5 protein-coding genes and 1 pseudogene are annotated in these 18,627 nt (G+C 73.4%); all 6 read left to right on the top strand.

Annotated elements, in window-relative coordinates:
* Positions 1-78 precede the first annotated feature (78 nt).
* Positions 79-371, top strand: a pseudogene (locus ACSUPV_RS18965) (succinate dehydrogenase); the annotation flags it as partial.
* 261 nt (positions 372-632) lie between these two features.
* Positions 633-983, top strand: a complete 351-nt coding sequence (locus tag ACSUPV_RS18960) for a GYD domain-containing protein (protein ID WP_234310764.1) — start codon at positions 633-635, stop codon at positions 981-983.
* A gap of 110 nt (positions 984-1,093) precedes the next feature.
* Positions 1,094-6,424 (top strand): beta-ketoacyl synthase N-terminal-like domain-containing protein, encoded by a 5,331-nt coding sequence (locus ACSUPV_RS18955; RefSeq protein ID WP_436947881.1) that lies wholly within the window; start codon positions 1,094-1,096, stop codon positions 6,422-6,424.
* Complete coding sequence (locus tag ACSUPV_RS18950; RefSeq protein ID WP_436947880.1) at positions 6,421-9,870, top strand: bifunctional LLM class flavin-dependent oxidoreductase/SDR family oxidoreductase; 3,450 nt, start codon at positions 6,421-6,423, stop codon at positions 9,868-9,870. Before ACSUPV_RS18955 ends, ACSUPV_RS18950 begins: the two co-directional genes overlap by 4 nt.
* Positions 9,867-13,298: an amino acid adenylation domain-containing protein gene (locus tag ACSUPV_RS18945; protein WP_436947879.1), complete on the top strand. Its 3,432-nt coding sequence runs from the start codon at positions 9,867-9,869 to the stop codon at positions 13,296-13,298. The genes ACSUPV_RS18950 and ACSUPV_RS18945 overlap by 4 nt, the downstream gene beginning before the upstream one ends.
* A complete protein-coding gene (locus ACSUPV_RS18940) occupies positions 13,295-18,607 on the top strand; it encodes a MupA/Atu3671 family FMN-dependent luciferase-like monooxygenase (RefSeq protein WP_436947878.1) in 5,313 nt (1,770 codons plus the stop codon). Before ACSUPV_RS18945 ends, ACSUPV_RS18940 begins: the two co-directional genes overlap by 4 nt.
* The last annotated feature ends 20 nt before the right edge of the window (positions 18,608-18,627 follow it).

The raw sequence follows: 18,627 nt of genomic DNA, 5'->3' as shown, positions 1-18,627 counted from the left end.
TTATCGTCATCGGCCTCCCTAGGTTCGCTCCCATGGCAACGGATACGGGTGTGCGCCCCGAGTGGCAGAAGGCGGCAGGCGGCCGTGGTGCTGCACGGGGTGTCGGCGTACCGGCTCAGTCGCCGGGACCTCAAGGCCCGTGCCACCCCGTACGCGCACAAGCGCGGGCGCGTCCACGACGGGCACCGTGCACAGCGGTGAGTTCCAGGAGGGGCGTCCGTACGAGAACGCGGTGGGGACCTTCTCCACCTGGTACGGCAACGTCATCCACATCGTGGCCTTGCTGGCGATTGGGCGTCGGCAACGCCCGCCGGGACAGGGTTCTCAAGGCGGTGGCGAACACCCTCGCGGTGATCCTGACGGTGGGCTGATGGTCTCGCCGCCCGGAAGGCGGGAGTCCCGCCCTCCGGGCGGCCTGCCCTGACCGCGTCGCGACAGCCGATGTCGTCTTGCTGACACGGCGCTTGTCCCCCCGAACCGTGCCTCGGCAGCATGGCATTTCAAAATGCCGGGCCGTGGCAACGGGGGTTCCACTGAGTGTCGAGCGCCCACGTCCGGCCCCGGGACGAGTGATTCCGGTTTCTTCGCCACTCTGTCTGACCCACTCCGGGAGGGGCTTTTCCGTGCAGTACATGATTCTCGCGCGCTATTCGCAGGACGTGGTGGAAGGCGTGCTCAAGGACCCGCAGGCGATTATCGCCAGGGACGAGCACGCCTTTAAGTTCTACGGCTCGCTCGGCGGCAAGGTCGTCAACTACTGGTTCACCCGCGATGTCGAATACCACTTCGCCGTGGTCGTCGACTTCCCGGACGCGGAGGCCGCGCACGCCGCCGTGCTGACCGGCTACTCCACCGGTGCCTTCACCGAGGGCAAGCTCATCCCGCTGGCCTCGGCCGACGAGATGGTCAGCGCGCTCAAGCGGGCCGCGCCCGCCGTCGACCTGTTCTACCCGCCGACGGAGCCGCAGGACGCCTCGGCCTGACCCCTGGGGTCTGTCCCGGCAGGTGGGGCACGCCCCACCTGCTCGCCTTCCGTTCCAGCACGCACTGCTCCTGAAACGCACCGCGCGGAGCCCGCCTAAGAGAGGTAGACGTGAGCGGTATTCGTCGAACAACGCCGCCGGGCGTCCAGGCCCGGGATCTCGTGGAACTGCTCCGGCAGCGGGGCGAAGAAAACGGCCGACGCGCCGCATTCACCTTTCTTGCCGACGGTGTGACGGTCTCGGAGCGACTGAGCTACGCGGATCTCGACCGGAGGGCGCGTGCCATCGCGTCGCATTTGCTGACCCTGGGCCATCCGGGCGACCGCGTGTTGATGCTGTATCCGTCGGGTCCGGAATTCGCCACCGCGTTCTACGGCTGCCTCTACGCGGGGATGACGGCCGTTCCCGCCTATCCGCCGCGCTCCGACAAACACGCGGCGCGGCTCAACGCCGTCGCCGAGGACTGCGGGGCCTCGATCATCGCGGCCCCCGGCCGGCTCTGCGACACGCTGGTGGACAAGTACCACCCCAACGCCCGCTGGGCGGCGACCGACCGCGTTCCGCTCGAGGCCGCCGACGACTGGCGTCACCCGGACATCACCCCGGACGACCTGGCCTTCCTCCAGTACACCTCCGGCTCGACCGGCAACCCGAAGGGGGTGATGCTCAGCCACGCCAACCTCATGCACAACCTGGAGCTCATGGCCCGCGCCATGGGACACAGCGAGAACCCCGTCTATGTCTCCTGGCTGCCGCTCTTCCACGACATGGGGCTCATCGGCCATCTGCTGCAAGCCCTCTACTGGGGGAGCGAACTGGTCTACATGCCGCCCGAGGCGTTTCTTCAGGAGCCGGCCCGCTGGCTGCGCGCCCTCAGTGACTACCGGGGCACCTTCAGCGCCGCGCCGAACTTCGCCTTCGAGCTGTGCGTCCGCCGCACCCGCCCCGAGGACCGCGCCGGACTGGACCTGAGTCACTGGCGGCTGGCCCTCAACGCGGCCGAGCCGGTACGCGCCGACACCCTCGCCCGCTTCGAGGCGATGTACGCCGAGCACGGCTTCCGCCCCGAGTCCTGGCACCCGGCGTACGGACTCGCCGAGAACTCCGTCTACGTCTCCAGCGGCCTCCCGGACAGCGGCGCCGTCATCGTCCATGTGGACGGGGCGGAGCTGGAGCACGACCGGATCGTGCAGGTCGCGCCGGGCACCGCGGGCTCCCGCGCACTCGTCGGCGCCGGACACGCCCGCCACGGACAACGGACCGCGATCGTCGACCCCGCCACCCGGCGTGCCCTCGACGCCAACCAGGTCGGCGAGATCTGGATCAGCGGCCCCAGCGCGGGCCAGGGGTACTGGGGCCGGACGGAGGAGACCGCCGCCACCTTCGGCAACCGCCTCGCCGACGACGGGGAGTCGAACTGGGTCGCCACCGGTGACAAGGGATTCCTGACGCCGGACGGGGAACTCGTCATCACCGGCCGCATCAAAGACATGATCATCGTGCGGGGGCGCAACCTCTACCCCCAGGACATCGAGCGCACCGTCGAGACCGTCGACCGTTCCTTCCGGCCCGGCTGCACCGCCGCCTTCTCCGTGGAATCCGCGAGCGGCGAGGAGCGGGTCGTCGTCGTCCAGGAGGTGCGGGGCGAGGACGCGGACGCCGAGCGGATCGGCCCGGCCGTGGCGGCGGCCGTCGTCGCGGAGCACGATGTGCCGCTGCACGCGCTGGTGCTGCTGCGCACCCGCGCCATCCCCAAGACCTCCAGCGGCAAGCTCGCCCGCCGTGCCGCCCGCAAGGGCTACCTCGAAGGAACCCTGGACGCGCTGGCCACCTGGACCGCACAGGGGACGGCGCCGCGCCCCGAGACCGAGGGGGACGGGCCGGGCGCCGACGGGGACCAGAACGCGTTGGTGCGCCGGATCCTCGACGCCGTCGCCGAGCACACGGGCCTGGCCGTGGACGAGCTGGACCCGACCGCCAACTTCCATGTCTACGGGGTCGATTCGGCCTCCGCCGTGGCGATCTCCGGCACGCTCCAGCGGGAGCTGGGCCGCCGCGTCCCCGCCGCCCTCCTCTACCAGCACCCGACGGCTGAGGCCGCCGCCCGCCACCTCGCCGGACGGAGTGCCGGACGGAGTGCCGGGCACGAGGCGGGTGCGCAGGCCGCCCCGCGGACCGGCACGCCGGCCACGCCCGCCACGCCGGCCGCGGCCGAGCCGATCGCCGTCGTCGGCATGGCCTGCCGCTTCCCCGGCGCCGAGAACACCGAGGAGTTCTGGACGCTGCTGCACGGCGGCGGAGACGCCGTCACCCCGGTGCCCGCCGACCGATGGGACGCGGAGAGGCTCTACGACCCGGAGCTCAAGCGGGACGGCACCGCCAGCACCCGCTGGGGCGGCTTCCTCGGGGACGTCGCGGGATTCGAGCCCGAGTTCTTCGGCATCTCGCCCGCCGAGGCGGTGGCCATCGACCCCCAGCAGCGGCTCCTCATGGAGGTCGTCTGGGAGGCCCTGGAGAACGCGGCGATCGTCCCGGCCGACCTCGCGGGCAGCGACACCGGAGTCTTCGTCGGCATCAGCAACAACGACTACAGCCGGCTCACCGCCGGAGCGAAGGGAGCCCTGGGCGCGTACTACGGCACGGGCAACGCCCTGAGCGTCGCCGCGAACCGGCTGTCGTACCTCCTCGACCTGCGCGGTCCGAGTCTCGCTCTGGACACCGCGTGTTCCTCCTCGCTCGTCGCCGTCCACCAGGCCTGCGAGGCCCTGCGCCGTGGGGAGTCCTCGCTGGCGGTGGCCGCCGGGGTCAATCTGCTCCTCGCGCCCGACCTCACCGCGGTCTTCTCCCGCGCCCAGATGATGGCGTCCGACGGCCGCTGCAAGGCGTTCGACGAGCGCGCCGACGGCTACGTGCGCTCCGAGGGCTGCGGGGCCGTCATCCTCAAGCCGCTCTCGCTGGCGCTGGCCGACGGCGACCGCGTGCTCGCCGTCGTACGGGGCTCGGCCGTCAACCAGGACGGCCGCTCCAACGGCCTGACCGCCCCGCATGGCCGCGCCCAGACGGAGGTCCTGCGCACTGCCTGGAGCGCCGCGGGCATCGCTCCGCGTGAGCTGGGCTACATCGAGGCTCACGGCACGGGCACCGCACTCGGCGACCCCATCGAGTACGAGGCCCTGACCGAGGCGCTCCTGACGGAGCCGGCCGCCGAGGGGGACGCCGCCGGGCCCTGCTATCTCGGATCGGTGAAGACCAACATCGGCCACCTGGAGTCCGCGGCCGGAATCGCCGGTTTCATCAAGGTCGTCCTGGCCCTTCAGCACGACACCGTGCCGCCGCACCTCCACCTCACCCGACTCAACCCCCACATCGATGCGGCCGGCTCGCCGTTGGAGATCCCCACCGCCCCTCTGGCCTGGCCCGAGGACCGGCGTACCGCCGGGGTGAGCGCCTTCGGCTTCGGCGGGACCAACGCGCACGTGGTGCTCTCGGCGGCGCCGACGCCGGCAGCCGTCCCCGGTACCAAGGAGGCACGGCGGCCTGAGGCGCTGCTGCTCTCCGCGCGGACCCCCGAGGCCTTGCGCGACCTGGCGGCCCGCTACGCCGACCGGCTCGCCCGGACCGAAAGCGGCCCCGGGGACCTGGCTGATCTCGCCTGGACCTCCTCCCAGGGCAGGACCGCTTTCCCGGAGCGGCTCGCCGTCACCGCGGATTCCGCCGAGGAGGCCCGTGCCGCCCTGGAGCGGTTCGCCGCCGAGGGCCGGCCCGCGGCCGCGGTCGCCCGCGGCCGCGCCCCGCGCAAGGCCCCCGTGCTGGCCTTCCTCTTCACCGGCCAGGGCTCCCACCGGGTGGGCATGGGCACCGAACTGCACCGTGAGTGGCCGGTGTTCCGGGAGGCGTTCGACCGGTGCGCGGCGCTGCTGAAGGAACGCTTCGGCTTCGACCTGCACCAGGTCGTGCGGGACGAGGAATCACTGGCGCGCACCGAGTACGCCCAGCCCGCGATCTTCGCGACGGAGTACGCCCTGGCCCAGCTCTGGCGCTCGCTCGGTGTCGAGCCGGACTACCTGTCCGGGCACAGCGTCGGCGAGTTCGTCGCGGCCACCCTCGCCGGGGTGTTCACGTTGGAGGACGCGCTGGCCCTGCTCGGCACCCGCGCCCGGCTGATGCAGGACCTCCCGCCGGGCGGCGTGATGTACGCGGTGCGGGTGAGCGAGGAGCGCGCGCTCGCGGCCCTCGCCCCGTACGCCGACGAGGTGGCGCTGGCCGCCGTGAACGGACCGGGCGAGGTGGTGCTCTCGGGCGCCGCCCCCGCGGTCGCCAAGGCCGTGGACGACCTGGCGGAAACGGGCGTCGTCGCGCAGCAGATCCGCACGTCGCACGCCTTCCACTCCCCGCTCATGGACCCCGTACTGGAGGAGTTCCGTGCCGCGGCGGAAGGCGTGCGGATGCGCGCGCCCCAGCACCCGGTGGTCTCCTCGCTGACCGGCCAGCTGATCGGACGCCGCATGGCGACCGCGGACTACTGGGTGGAGCAGCTGCGCGGCACCGTCCGGTACGCGGACACGATCGCCACCCTGAGCCAGGAGGGCTGCACGGCGGGCATCGAGGTCGGGCCGGACGCGGTGCTCGCGCCGCTGGCCCGGCGCGCGGTGCGGCGTGAGTCCGCGAAGGGGCAGGGACAGCCCCGTCCGGTGTGGCTGGCCTCGTTGCGCTCCGGGAGGCCCGAGCAGCGCGCGCTGCTGGACGCGCTGGGCGCCGCCTGGGCGGCAGGCGTGGCCGTGGACTGGGCGCGGGTGCACTCGGGGCGGCCGACCGAGCTGCCCGGCTACCCCTTCCAGCGCCGCAGGTTCTGGCTGCCCGACACCCTGGAGGCCGCGCCGGCCGACGGCGTCGTCCTCGCCGGGGAGCCCGGCCGTCACCCGCTGCTCGGGCGGCGTGTGGAGAGTGTGGCGGCCGATCCCGGCAGGCACGTGTGGCAGCGGTCGCTCGCCCGCGACCAGGTCGCGGTCCTGGACGACCACGTCATCCAGGGCCGGGTCGTCGCACCGGGCACCAGCTACATCGACATGGCGCTCGCCGCCGCCCGCGAGCTCGCGCCGGACGTGCCGTACCGGCTCCAGGACGTGACGTACCACAGCGTTCTGAGCATCCCGCCGGGCGGCGCCCGGATCGTCCAGGTCGGACTGCGGGACGGCTCCGACGGAGCACTGGCCTTCACCGTGCACAGCAAGGCCGAGGGCGACACCGCCACCAAGTGGACCCAGCACGCCTCGGCCCGCATGGTGCCCCTGCAGCACGCGGGGAACGGGCAGCACGGGCAGCACGGGCGGCAGGGGGAGAACGCGAAGAACGCGACCGACGCGAAGAACGCGACCGACGCGGAGAACGCGAAGAGCGCGAAGAACGGGGACAGCGCGGAGAACGGGGAGAGCGCGTCATGAAATTCAGCCTGATGTTCTTCGCCAGTGACGAGAACGCGCTGGCCGAAGACGCCCGGTACGACATGCTGCTGGAGAGCGCCAGGTTCGGTGACGCGCACGGCTTCGAGAACGTCTGGGTTCCCGAGCGGCATTTCACCCCGCTCGGCTCGCTCTACCCGAACCCGGCCCTGCTGCACGCCGCCCTGGCGCGCGAGACCAGCCGGATCGGGCTGCGCGCGGGCAGCGTGGTGCTGCCCCTGCACAGCCCGCTGCGGGTGGCCGAGGAGTGGGCCGTCGTGGACAACCTGTCCGGCGGCCGGGCCGGGATCTCCCTCGCCTCCGGCTGGAACCCGAACGACTTCGCCTACTTCCCCGAGCGGTATGCCGAGCGCGCCCGCCACCTCGAGGAGGGCATGGAGCAACTGCGCGCGCTGTGGCGGGGCGAGGCGGTCACCGCGACCAGCGGCACCGGCGAACCCGTCAGCCTGCGCACCTACCCGCGCCCCGTCCAGCGGGAGCTGCCGCTGTGGCTGACGGCGGCCAGCTCGCCCGCGAGCTTCGCCCGGGCCGGGCGGACCGGGGCGAATCTCCTCACCCACCTGCTCGACCAGGGCGTGGACGGGCTCGCCGAGAACGTCGCGGTCTACCGCAAGGCGCGGGCCGATGCGGGTCTCGACCCCGCCACGGGCCGGGTCACCGTCATGCTGCACAGCTTCGTGGGCGCCGACGCCGAGACCGCGACCGAGCTGGCCCGAGACCCCTACTGCACCTATCTCAAGGGGAACATGGGCCTGCTCAAGGGACTCGCCAGCAGCCGTGGCCGGGAGTCCGCCACGGACATCGAGGCCCTGCCGGAAGCGGAGCTGACGCAGTTCGCCGGCTTCCTCTACGACCGGTTCGCCTCCTCCCGCTCGCTGATCGGCTCGCCCGAGTCCTGTCTGCCGCTGGTGCGCCGGCTCGCCCCGTTCGTGGACGAGGTCGCCTGCCTGCTGGACTTCGGCCCCACCACGGCGCAGGTGCTCGACGGGCTGCCCCACCTCGACCGGCTCCGTCGGCTCGCGGAGCAGGACCCGCAGGTCCGTGAGGCCGCGGTGGACCGGTCGCTGCCGGAGTCCGCGAGCGTCGTGGCACCCGCTCCGGCCGCCTCCCCCTCGCCGCCCGCCTGGGAGGACGACCCGGAGGTGGTCAAGGCCCGGTGCGGTCACACCGTCGAGGTGGCGGAGTTCTTCGACCACGTCGAGCGCGCGGGTGCCGCCTACGGCCCCCGGATGCGATGCCTGGAAGGGATGTGGGTCGGCGACGGCGAGGTCCTGGGCCGGCTGACGCTGCCGGCCCGGTGGGCCGAGGAGGGCTATGTCTTCCATCCGGCCCTCCTCGACAACGCCTTTCTGCTGCTCGGGGCGCTCGCACCCGGCGCCCTCAACGGCAGCGGGGCGCTCACGCTCCCCGTCGGCGTCGGCACGCTGGAGCCGTACCGGCAGCCGTTGGGCGAGGTCTACTCCCACGTGGTGCGCACCCCGGCCGCCGAGACGGGTGACGAACTCCTAGCCGATGTACGGCTCTTCGACGCCGAGGGGACCGTCGCGTACGCGCAGGGGCTGCGGATGCGCCTGGTGGACCCCGAGGACGGCGGCGGGGACCCCGGCCGCGACCTGTGCTACCGCACCGACTGGACCGCGGTGTCCGCCGCGCCCGCGGCGGACACCGAGTCCGGGCGCTGGCTGGTCCTCGCCGACAGGGCGGGCACCGGCGAGGCGCTCGCCGTGGCCCTGCGGGAAGCGGGCGACTCCGTCGAGGCCGTACAAGCCGACGCCGCCTCCGATGCCGCCCACATCCGCCAGGCCCTCTACGGCGCCCTCGCGGACGGGCCGCTCAAGGGCGTGGTGCTGGCCCGGCCGCTGGACGCGCCCGACCTCCCCGACGCCACCACCGACCAGGTCCGTGCCGCACAGCAGAGCGGCGCCGAGGCCGCGCTCGCCCTGGTGCGCGCCTGCCTCGACGTCGATGTCCCCACGCGCTGCGGGCGCCTGTGGCTGCTGACCCGGGGCGCCCAGCCGGTGGGAGGAACGGCCGTGACCGCCGCGGGTGTCCTCCAGGCCCCGGTCTGGGGACTGGGCCGGGTCCTGGCCGCCGAACACCCGGAGCTGTGGGGCGGCCTGATCGACCTCGACGCGCGGACGGCGCCCGACGAGGCGGCCTCCGCCGCGTTGCTGAGCGCCGTCCTCACCGGCGCGCGCCCCGACGAGGGAACCCCCGTCGACGACCAACTCGCCGTCCGCGACGGCAGTCTGCTCGCCGCCCGCCTGGTCCGCGCCGAGGAGATGGCGGCCCCGGCCCCCGCCGCGCCGGACATCGACCCGGACGGCACCTATCTGCTCACCGGCGGCCTCGGCGACCTCGGACTGGCCATGGCCGGGTGGCTGGCCGAGCGCGGGGCGCGCCACCTCGTACTGGTCGGCAGGCGCGGCGTGAGCGACGACACGCAGCGCGAGGCCGTGGACGGACTGACCGGTCGGGGTGTCCGCGTGCACGTCGCGGTGGCGGACGTGGCGCGGGCCGACGACGTCGCGGCGCTCCGCGCGGAACTGGAGCGCGAGGGCATGCCCCCGGTCGTGGGGGTGGCGCACCTGGCGGGCATCGCCCGCGGCGCCATGCTCGCGGGGCTGGACGTCGAGCAGCTGCGCGAGGTGGCCGAGCCCAAGGTCGCCGGGGCGTGGAACCTGCACCGGGTGTTCGGGGACGCCTCGCTGTTCCTGCTCGTGTCGGCGCTGCCCGCGGTCTTCGGGCCGGTCGGCGTCGGCGCCGCCAACTACGCCGCGGCCAACGCCTTCCTGGACGCGCTCGCCCACCACCGGCGGGGCCTGGACACGGACGCCGTCGCGCTCGGCTACGGCCCCTGGAACGGGATCGGCCTCGCCGTGCGCGAGGGCGGCCTCGAGCAGTTGTCCCGCCTCGGCGTGGGCAGCATGGCACCGGCCGAGGCCCTCGACGTCTTCGGCCGTGTGCTGGCGCGTCGGCCCGCCCAGGTCACGGTGGCCCGCCTCGACTGGCCCGAGGTGTTCACCGCCGTGCCCTCCGCCCGGGCCACCGGCCAGTTCGCCGCGTTCCTCGAGGAGTTCGGCGGCACCGGCGGCTCCGCGCACCTGCTGGAGCGCTGCGCACAGGCCGCACCGCAGGAGCAGCGGACGATCGTCGGCGACTACCTCACCGAGCGGCTCGCCGCGGTGCTCCAGACCGGGGCGGAGGACATCGACCCGCAGGTGCCCGTCGTGGAGATGGGCCTGGACTCGCTGATGGCCCTCGAACTGCGCGTCCGCGTCAAGGCCGACCTGGGTGTCGTGGTGCCGATGGTGCGGCTGCTGGAAGGGCCCAGCGTGGAGCAGCTCACGGACCACGTGCTGGGCCTGCTCACCGAGGTGCTCGGCGCGCTGGACGGCGACGAGGAACGAGAGGAGATCACGCTGTGAACGGGGACCTCGTCAGGACGGCGGACACCGCGGAAGGACCCGAGCGGCTCGTGGAGCTGCTCGGGGAACTGCGTCGCGCACGCGTCCGGTTACACGCCGAGGGTGACCAGCTGCGGGTCTCCGCGGCCAAGGGGGCCCTCACCGCCGAGCTGCGGGAGGAGCTGCGGGCGCACAAGGAGGGGCTGCTCAGCCATCTGCGGGCCGAGGCCGCCGCGGAACAGCCGGTCCGGCCGCTGCCACGTGACGGCCGGGCCTTCCCCCTGTCACCGGCGCAGGAGTCGCTGTGGCTTCTGGACCAGATGGAGGGCCACCAGCCCACGTACGTCCTCAGCGGCAAGGTCCGCCTGACGGGACCGGTGCGCGTCGAGCGCCTCACCGACTGCCTCAGCCACCTCGTCCGCCGCCATGAGTCACTGCGCACGGCGTTCCGGGCCGGCGCCGACGGAGCGCCCGAGCAGACCGTGTGTCCGCCGGCCCCGCTGCCGCTGGTCCACGAGGACCTGAGCGGCCTCACCGATCAGGAGCGGGACGCCACCCTGGCCCGCCTCGCCGAGGAGGTCGCCCGCGAACCCTTCGACCTGGCGGGCGGCAGTCTGCTGCGAGCCGTCCTCGCGACCACCGCGCCACAGCAGGCGTACCTCTTCCTGGCCGTGCACCACATCGCCGCCGACGCGGCCTCGCTCGGCGTCCTCTTCGACGAACTGTTCACGCTGTACGCGGCGGGCACGAACGCCCTTCCCCCGCTCTCCGTCCAGGCCATCGACGCGACGGAGTGGCAGCGCGCCGCGCTCTCCCCGGTGACCGAGGCCCGACAACTGGCCTACTGGAAGGACCGGCTCGACGGCGCGCCGCCGCTCCTGGAGCTGCCCGCGGACCGTCCCAGGCCGGTCAGTCAGTCGTACCGCGGCGGCACCGTGCCCTTCGTCCTGGACCCCGCGACGACGGCCCGGCTGCGCGAGACCGCCGCCGGGGCGCAGGTCACCCCGTATGTCGCGGTGCTCGCGCTGTGGGCGGTGCTGCTCGGCCGGCACGCGCGCACCGACGACGTGGTGATCGGCACTCCGGTCAGCAACCGGGAGCGCCCCGAAGTGGCCGCCCTCGTCGGCTTCTTCGTCGGCACGCTGCCGCTGCGCATCGACCTGTCCGGCGATCCCGACGTCACCGAGCTGCTGCGGCGGGTCCAGCGCACCTTCCTGGAGGGCTTCGAGAACCGGCAGGTGCCCTTCCAGCGGATCGTCGCCGCCCTGCGGCCCGACCGGTCGCCCAGCCACGCCCCGGTCTTCCAGAACATGCTCACGTACTACGAGAGCCCGCTCGGCGACATCCGGGCCGGGGAGCTCACCGCCCGCCGCGAGGAGGTGCACAACGGCACCGCGAAGTTCGACCTCACGCTCTTCGTGGAGGACCAGGGAGAGCGGCTCTCGTGCTCGCTCGAGTACGCGGCGGACCTCTTCGACCGGGACACCGCCGAGCGGCTGGCCGCGGCCTTCCAGCAGCTCGCCGCGTCCGCCGTCGAGGACCCCGGCACCGAGGTGTCCCGACTCGCCCTGCTCACCGCCGATCAGCGCGAGCACCTGGTGCACGGCCGCAACGGCGCGCACCGCGAAGTGGACCTCGACCGGCCCGTGTACCGATACCTCACGGAGCGGGCCGCGCACAGCCCGGACGCGACCGCCATCGAGCACGCCACCGAGTCCTGGACGTACGCCAGGCTGGAGGCGGAGAGCAACCAGCTCGCCCGGCTGCTGGCCGAGGAGGGCGTCGGCCGGTCCACTCTGATCGGGCTGTACGCCCGCCGCTCCATCCGCCAGATCGTCGCCATGCTGGCGATCCAGAAGACGGGCGCGGCGTTCCTCCCCCTGGACCCGGACCACCCCGCCGACCGCACCGCCGGAACCCTCGACGACGCCCACTGCCCGCTGCTGCTGAGCGACGCGCCGCTGGACACGCCCGACGGCATCCGCCTGCTGCGGCTCGACGAACTGGACTGGTCGGACCGCGACGAGACCGAACTCGCCACCGTCACCGGGCGCGACGACCCGATCTACACCATCTACACCTCCGGCTCCACCGGCCGCCCCAAGGGCATCGTGATGCGGCACGGCGCCCTCGCCAACCTGCTGGCCTGGCAGACGGCGGCCTTCCCCTTCACCGCCGACGACCGGACGCTCCAGTTCAGCCCCCTGCACTTCGACATCTGCATGATGGAGACCTTCGGGACGTGGGCGGCCGGCGGCACGGTCGTCCTGGTCGACGCCGAAACCCGCCGAGACGCGCTCCAGTTGCTGCCCTGGCTGGTGGAGCGAGACATCACCCGGCTCTTCCTGCCGTACGTCGCGCTCCAGCAACTCGCCGAGGTGGCAGCCGCACGCGAGCAGTGGCCGACCGCGCTGCGGGAGGTCTTCTCCGCCGGTGAACAGCTCCACATCACATCGGAACTCCGCACCTTCTTCACCCGCACGGAAGCCGTCCTGCACAACCAGTACGGCCCCTCCGAGGCCCATGTGATCACCTCGCACACCCTGACCGGCGCGCCCGACCAGTGGGAGCCGGTGCCCCCGGTGGGACGGCCCGTGGACAACGTGCGCGTCGTCCTCCTCGACCGGCACGGCGAGCCGGTACCGCAGGGCGTCGCCGCCGAGGTGTGCGTCTCCGGACCGTGCCTGGCGCTCGGCTACCTGGGACAGGACGAACTGACGGCCGCACACTTCGTACCGGACCCGTACCGGCCCGGGGAACGGATGTACCGCACCGGCGACCTGGCGCGCTATCGCGGTGACGGCGCGATCGAGTACCTGGGTCGCATCGACCACCAGGTCAAGGTGCGCGGCTTCCGGGTGGAGCCCGGCGAGATCGAGGCCGCCCTGCTGAGCCACCCCGGCGTCCGCGAGGCCGTGGTCGCGGCCCGTGGCCAGGGCGCCGAACAGGCCCTGGTCGCCTGGGTGGTGACCGCCGGGCAGGACCTGACGCCGCACGAGCTGCGGCGGCACTGCGCGGACCGGCTGCCCGAGTACATGGTGCCCACCCGGTACGTCACGCTCGACGCGCTGCCGCTGACCGTCGCGGGCAAGATCGAGCGCAAGCGCCTCCCCGCGCCCGTGGCGGAGGGCGTCGGCGGGGCCGAGCCGAGCACCCCGCTGGAGAAGTCCGTCGCCGCCGTCTTCGCCGACGTCCTGGGCGTCGGCTCGGTCGGACGTGACGACGACTTCTTCCGGTTGGGCGGCCATTCACTCGCCGTGACCCGGGCCGCGCTGCGGCTCAGCGAGGAGCACGGCGTCGGCCTCACCGCGCAGGTCGTGTTCGCCCGGCCGACCGTGGCCGGAGTCGCGGAGAGCCTGGAGACCCTGCTGTGGGCGGTGGCCGGACCCGCGGCGCGTCACCCGGACTCGCCCGGAACCACGGCGGAGAGGGAAGAGGGAGAGCTGTGACATCGCCGGTTGAACTCCTCGCGGAGCTGCGCTCCCGTGACATCCGGGTCTGGGAGGACGAGGGACGCATCCGTTTCAGCGCCCCGCCCGGCGCTCTGGACGAGGAGCTGCGCGCCCGGCTGTCCGCCGGGCGGGACGCCCTGATCGGCCTGCTGCGGGAGGCGCGCGGCGACGGCCCGCGCACGCTTCCACCGGTCACGCCCCTCGACCGGGACGCCGGTCCGCTGCCGCTCTCCTTCGGGCAGCAGCGCATGTGGGTGATGGCCGAGATGCTGCCGGACAGCGGTGCCGCCGCCTACGTCCTCGCCGGCCGGGTCATCCTCGACGGTGAGCTCGACGACACCGGCGTCAGCGCGCTGCGCCGGGCCCTCACCGAACTGGTCCGGCGCCACGAGGCCCTGCGCACCGTCATCTCCGTCACCCACGAGCAGCCGGTGGCCCGGGTGGTCGACGTCCCCGAGGTGGCGCTGCCCGAACGCGTCCTCGCCGAGGGCGAGTCGGTCGAGGAGCTCGCCGCCGCCGAGGCCCGGCGCCCCTTCGACCTCGGTGAGGCCCCGCTGCTGCGGGCCGTGCTGCTGCGCGAGACCCCCGCGCGGGCCCATCTGCTGCTGTCGGTCCACCACAGCAGCGCCGACGCCTGGTCGCTCGGCGTCCTCTACCGCGAACTGTTCGCCCTGTACCGCGCCTGCCTCGAGAAGGAGCAGGGCACGGCCGGCCACGGTGACGTCGCGGGCGAGCTGCCCGAACTCCCCGTCCAGTACGCCGACTACGCCGCCTGGCAGCGCACCCACCTCACCCCCGAGGCGCTGGGCGACGAGGCCGGACACTGGAAGCGGCGCCTCGAGGGGTTGCCCGAACTGCTGGAGCTGCCCACCGACCGGCCCCGCCCCGCCGCGCAGTCCTACCGTGGCGCGGTTGTCCCCTACCACCTGGACGTGGCTCTCCGCGACGCGGTGGAGGAGCTGGCCCGCGCCCACGGCTGCACTCCCTTCATGGTGCTGCTGGCCTCCTGGTCGGCGGTGCTGTCGCGGCTGAGCGGCGCGGCCGACCTGGCGGTCGGCACTCCCGTGGCCGGACGGCTGCGCCCCGAGGTGGAGCCGCTGATCGGCTTCTTCGTCAACACTCTGGTGATGCGCGTCGACGCCGCCGGCGACCCCGCCTTCGAGGACCTGCTGGCACGGGTACGCACCACCGCGCTGGATGCCTTCGACCACCAGGAGCTGCCCTTCGAGCAGTTGGTGGAGGTCCTCCAGCCGCCGCGCACCCTCAGCCACAGCCCACTGTTCCAGCACATGTTCATCCTCCAGAACGCCACCTCCGAGGCTCCGCGCCTGCCGGGCCTGGAGTGCCGACTGGAGGAAGTGCACACCGGGACCTCGAAGTTCGACACCACGCTCCTCGTCGAGGAGGCGCCCGACGGGCTGCGCGGCTCCCTGGAGTACGCCACCGACCTGTACGACGCCGACACCGCCCGCCGATTCCTGGGCATGTGGCAGACGCTGCTGCGCCACGCGGTCTCCGCCCCCGCCACCCGGCTGTCCGCCCTGCCGCTGCTGACCGAGGACGAGCGCGGCGCCCTCGTCGAGGCGGGCCGTGGCCCCGCCGTCGAGTTCCCCGCCGTCACCGTCCACACCCTGGTCGAGCGGCAGGTCGCCGCCACCCCCGACCGGCCGGCCGTGGTCCAGGGCGACACGCGCCTCACCTACGCCGCCCTCGACGCGCAGGCAGACCGGCTCGCTCGGGTGCTGCGCGCCCGCGGCGCGGGCCGGGGCACGGTGGTCGCGCTCTGCCTGCCGCGCACCCCCGCGCTGGTGACCGCACTGCTGGCGGTGCTCAAGTCCGGCGCCGCCTACCTGCCGCTGGACCCCGCGGCACCGCCCGAGCGCACCGCGTACATCCTGCGCGACGCGGGCGTCCGGCTGCTGCTGAGCGACTCGGCGCTGCTGCCCGCCCTCGACTGCCCGGATGACGTCGAGCCCCTGTGCCTGGACACACTCGACACCCTCGACGTCGCGACCCGCCCCGACCACCCCTCGGCCCCCGAGGCGGGCCCCCGCGACCTGGCCTACGTCATCTACACCTCGGGCTCCACCGGCAGGCCCAAGGGCGTCATGGTGGAGCACCGCAACGTGGTGAACTTCTGCGCCGCCATGACCGAGGAGTTCGGCGCCGACGGCGTCGGGACCTGGCTGGGCGTCACCACCGTCTCCTTCGACATCTCCGTCCTGGAGCTGGTGTGGACGCTGACGCACGGCTCCACCGTCGTCCTCCAGACCGGCCCCGGCCCGGCCGACGGGCGCGCCCCGGGCCGGACCGCCGACCTCAGCCTCTTCTACTTCGCCAGCGCCTCCGGCACCGAGGGGACCGCGAGCGGCGGCGCCTACCGGCTGCTGCTCGAAGGCGCCCGATTCGCCGACCGGCACGGCTTCGAGGCCGTCTGGACCCCCGAGCGCCACTTCCACGCCTTCGGCGGCATCTTCCCCAACCCGTCCGTCATCGGAGCGGCACTCGCCACCGCCACCGAACGGATAGCGATCCGCGCGGGCAGCGTCGTACTGCCGCTCCACGATCCGGTCCGGGTCGTGGAGGAGTGGTCGGTCGTGGACAACCTCTCGGGGGGCCGCGCCGGGATCTCCGTCGCCTCGGGCTGGCAGGCCGACGACTTCGTGCTCGCGCCCGGCAACTACGCGGACCGCAAACAGGTGATGCTGGACGGCATCGCCACCCTGCGCACCCTGTGGTCGGGCGCCCCCGTCGAGCGCCCCAACGGCCACGGCAGGACCACCGCCGTGCGGACCCTGCCGCGGCCGGTGCAGGCCGAGCTGCCGCTGTGGGTGACCGCCGCGGGCAGCCCCGACACCTTCCGCGCGGCGGGGGAGTCGGGCTGCAACGTCCTCACCCATCTCCTCGGCCAGGACCTCGAACAGCTCGCGGAGAAGGTCGCCGTCTACCGCCGGGCCCGGCAGGAGGCAGGACACCAGGGACCGGGACGGGTCACGCTGATGGTGCACACCTTCCTCGGCGAGGACCCGGAGGCGGTGCGCGAGGCGGTGCGCGGGCCGTTCCGCGACTATCTGGCCTCGTCCCTGGGGCTGCTCGCCGGCCTCGCCCGTTCCATGGGGCTGGGCGACGACCTCTCCGCGCTGCCCGACGACGACCTGAACACCCTGCTCGACCACGCCTTCGACCGCTTCTACGGCACGGCCGCGCTCTTCGGCACCGTCGACCAGGCCGTCACCCTGCTCGACGCCATCGCCGACACCGGCGTCGACGAGGTGGCCGCGCTCATCGACTTCGGCATGGACGAGGACGCCGTCCTCGATTCCCTGCCGCTGCTGGCCCGGGCCCGTGAACTGCACGCCGCGCGCCCCGCCGAGGCCGAGCCCGCCCTCCCCGAGCTCATCCGGCGCCACCAGGTCACCCGCCTCCAGTGCACCCCGTCCCAGGCGGCGATGATCCTGGCGGAGCCCGGCGGGCCCGAAGCGCTGGCCGAGCTGAGCCTGCTGCTGCTGGGCGGCGAGGAGCTGCCCGCCGCCCTCGCCGAGCGGCTGACCCGGCTGACCCCGGCCCGTATCCAGAACATGTACGGGCCGACGGAGACGACGATCTGGTCCAGCACCCATCGTGTGGACCCCGACGGGAGGCCGCTGATCGGCCGCCCCGTCGCCAACACCCGGATGTACGTGCTGGATGAGCAGGGCACGCTGGTGCCGCCGGGAGCGACCGGCGAACTCCACATCGCCGGCGAGGGGGTGAGCCGCGGCTACCTCGAGCGGCCGGAACTGACCGAGGAGCGCTTCCTGCCCGACCCCTTCGCCGCGGTGCCCGGCGAGCGCATGTACCGCACCGGCGACCTGGTGCGCCTCCGTCCGGAGGGCACCCTGGAGTTCATCGGCCGCACCGACCACCAGGTCAAGGTGCGCGGCTTCCGCATCGAACTCGGCGAGATCGAGGCGGCGTTGCTCTCCCACCCGGACGTCGCGCAGGCCGCGGCGACCACGCACGGCACCGGAGTGGCACGCCGTATCGACGGCTACGCCGTGCCCCGGCCCGGCAGTGGGCTGACGGAGACGTCGCTCCGCGCCCACCTGGACACGCGGCTGCCCGGCTACATGAGCCCCGCCTCCCTCCAACTGCTCGACGAGCTGCCCTACACCCCCAACGGCAAGATCGACCGCCGCGCTCTGCCCGAGCCCACCGCGTCCGGCACCGACCGCACCGGCCGGCTCGCCCCCCGGGGGCTCACCGAGATGCGGCTGGCGCTGCTGTGGCAGGAGATCCTCGGAGAGCGCTCGGTCGGCGTGCGCGACAACTTCTTCCACCTGGGCGGCAATTCCGTGCTCGCCGTGGTGCTGCTGGCCGAGGTGGAGCGGCAGTTCGGGCGGCGGCTGCCGCTGTCCGTGCTCTTCCAGGGGCCCACCATCGCCCAGATGGCCGTGGCCCTCCAGAGCGGTGCCGCCGACACCGACCGGCGGTCGCTGGTCCGGCTGCGCCCCGGCGGTGAGGTGCCGCTGTTCCTCCTGCCCGGAGCGGGCGGCAACCTCGTGTACTTCAACGACCTCGCCGCCCACCTCCCCGAACACCTCATGCTGTACGGCCTCCAGCCGCTCTTCACCGAGGAGACGACCTCGCAGACGCTGGTCGAGGAACTCGCCGAGCACTACCTTCCCCTGGTGCTCTCCGCCGCGCCCCAGGGCCCGTACCACCTGGTCGGGCACTCCTTCGGCGGGCACATCGCCCTGGAGCTCGCCACCCGGCTGCGCGCGGCCGGTCACGAGGTCCGGCTGCTCGGGATGCTGGACACCGCCGCGCCGCTGCCCGAGCGGCGGCACGCCACGGCGGACTGGGGCCACGTCGACTGGCTGGTGGCCCTGGCCCGGGTCTTCGAGCGGATCTTCGGCTGCCGGCTCGACATCACGCACGAGCGGCTGAGGGAACTCGACGAGGCGGCCCAGCTCGCCGCGTTCCGCGACACCCTGCGCGAACAGAGCGTGCTGCCGCCCGAGTTCGACGACGAGGCCCGGCTGCGCGGCTTCATCCGTGCCTACATCGCCGACCAGCACAGCCTGTACGTCCCCGCCGTGCCGTACGAGGGAACCCTGACGTTCTTCCGGGCCGCCGAGCTGCACCCGGACAACGTCCCCCCGGACGAGCTGGCCTGGCTCCTGGACGACGAAGCGCGCGGCTGGGGACGGTTCACCGCGGGCCCCGTCGAGGTGTGCGAGACGCCGGGCGACCACCTCTCCATGCTCACCGGCCCGCAGGTGGGTCAGCTCGCCAAGCTGATCGGCGAGCGCATCGAGCCGTGAACTCCGCACTCCGATCCGCA

The organism is Streptomyces sp. SudanB52_2052 (assembly GCF_964272415.1).
Classification (GTDB): domain Bacteria; phylum Actinomycetota; class Actinomycetes; order Streptomycetales; family Streptomycetaceae; genus Streptomyces; species Streptomyces olindensis.
This window is presented reverse-complemented; position numbering and strand designations above follow the sequence as displayed.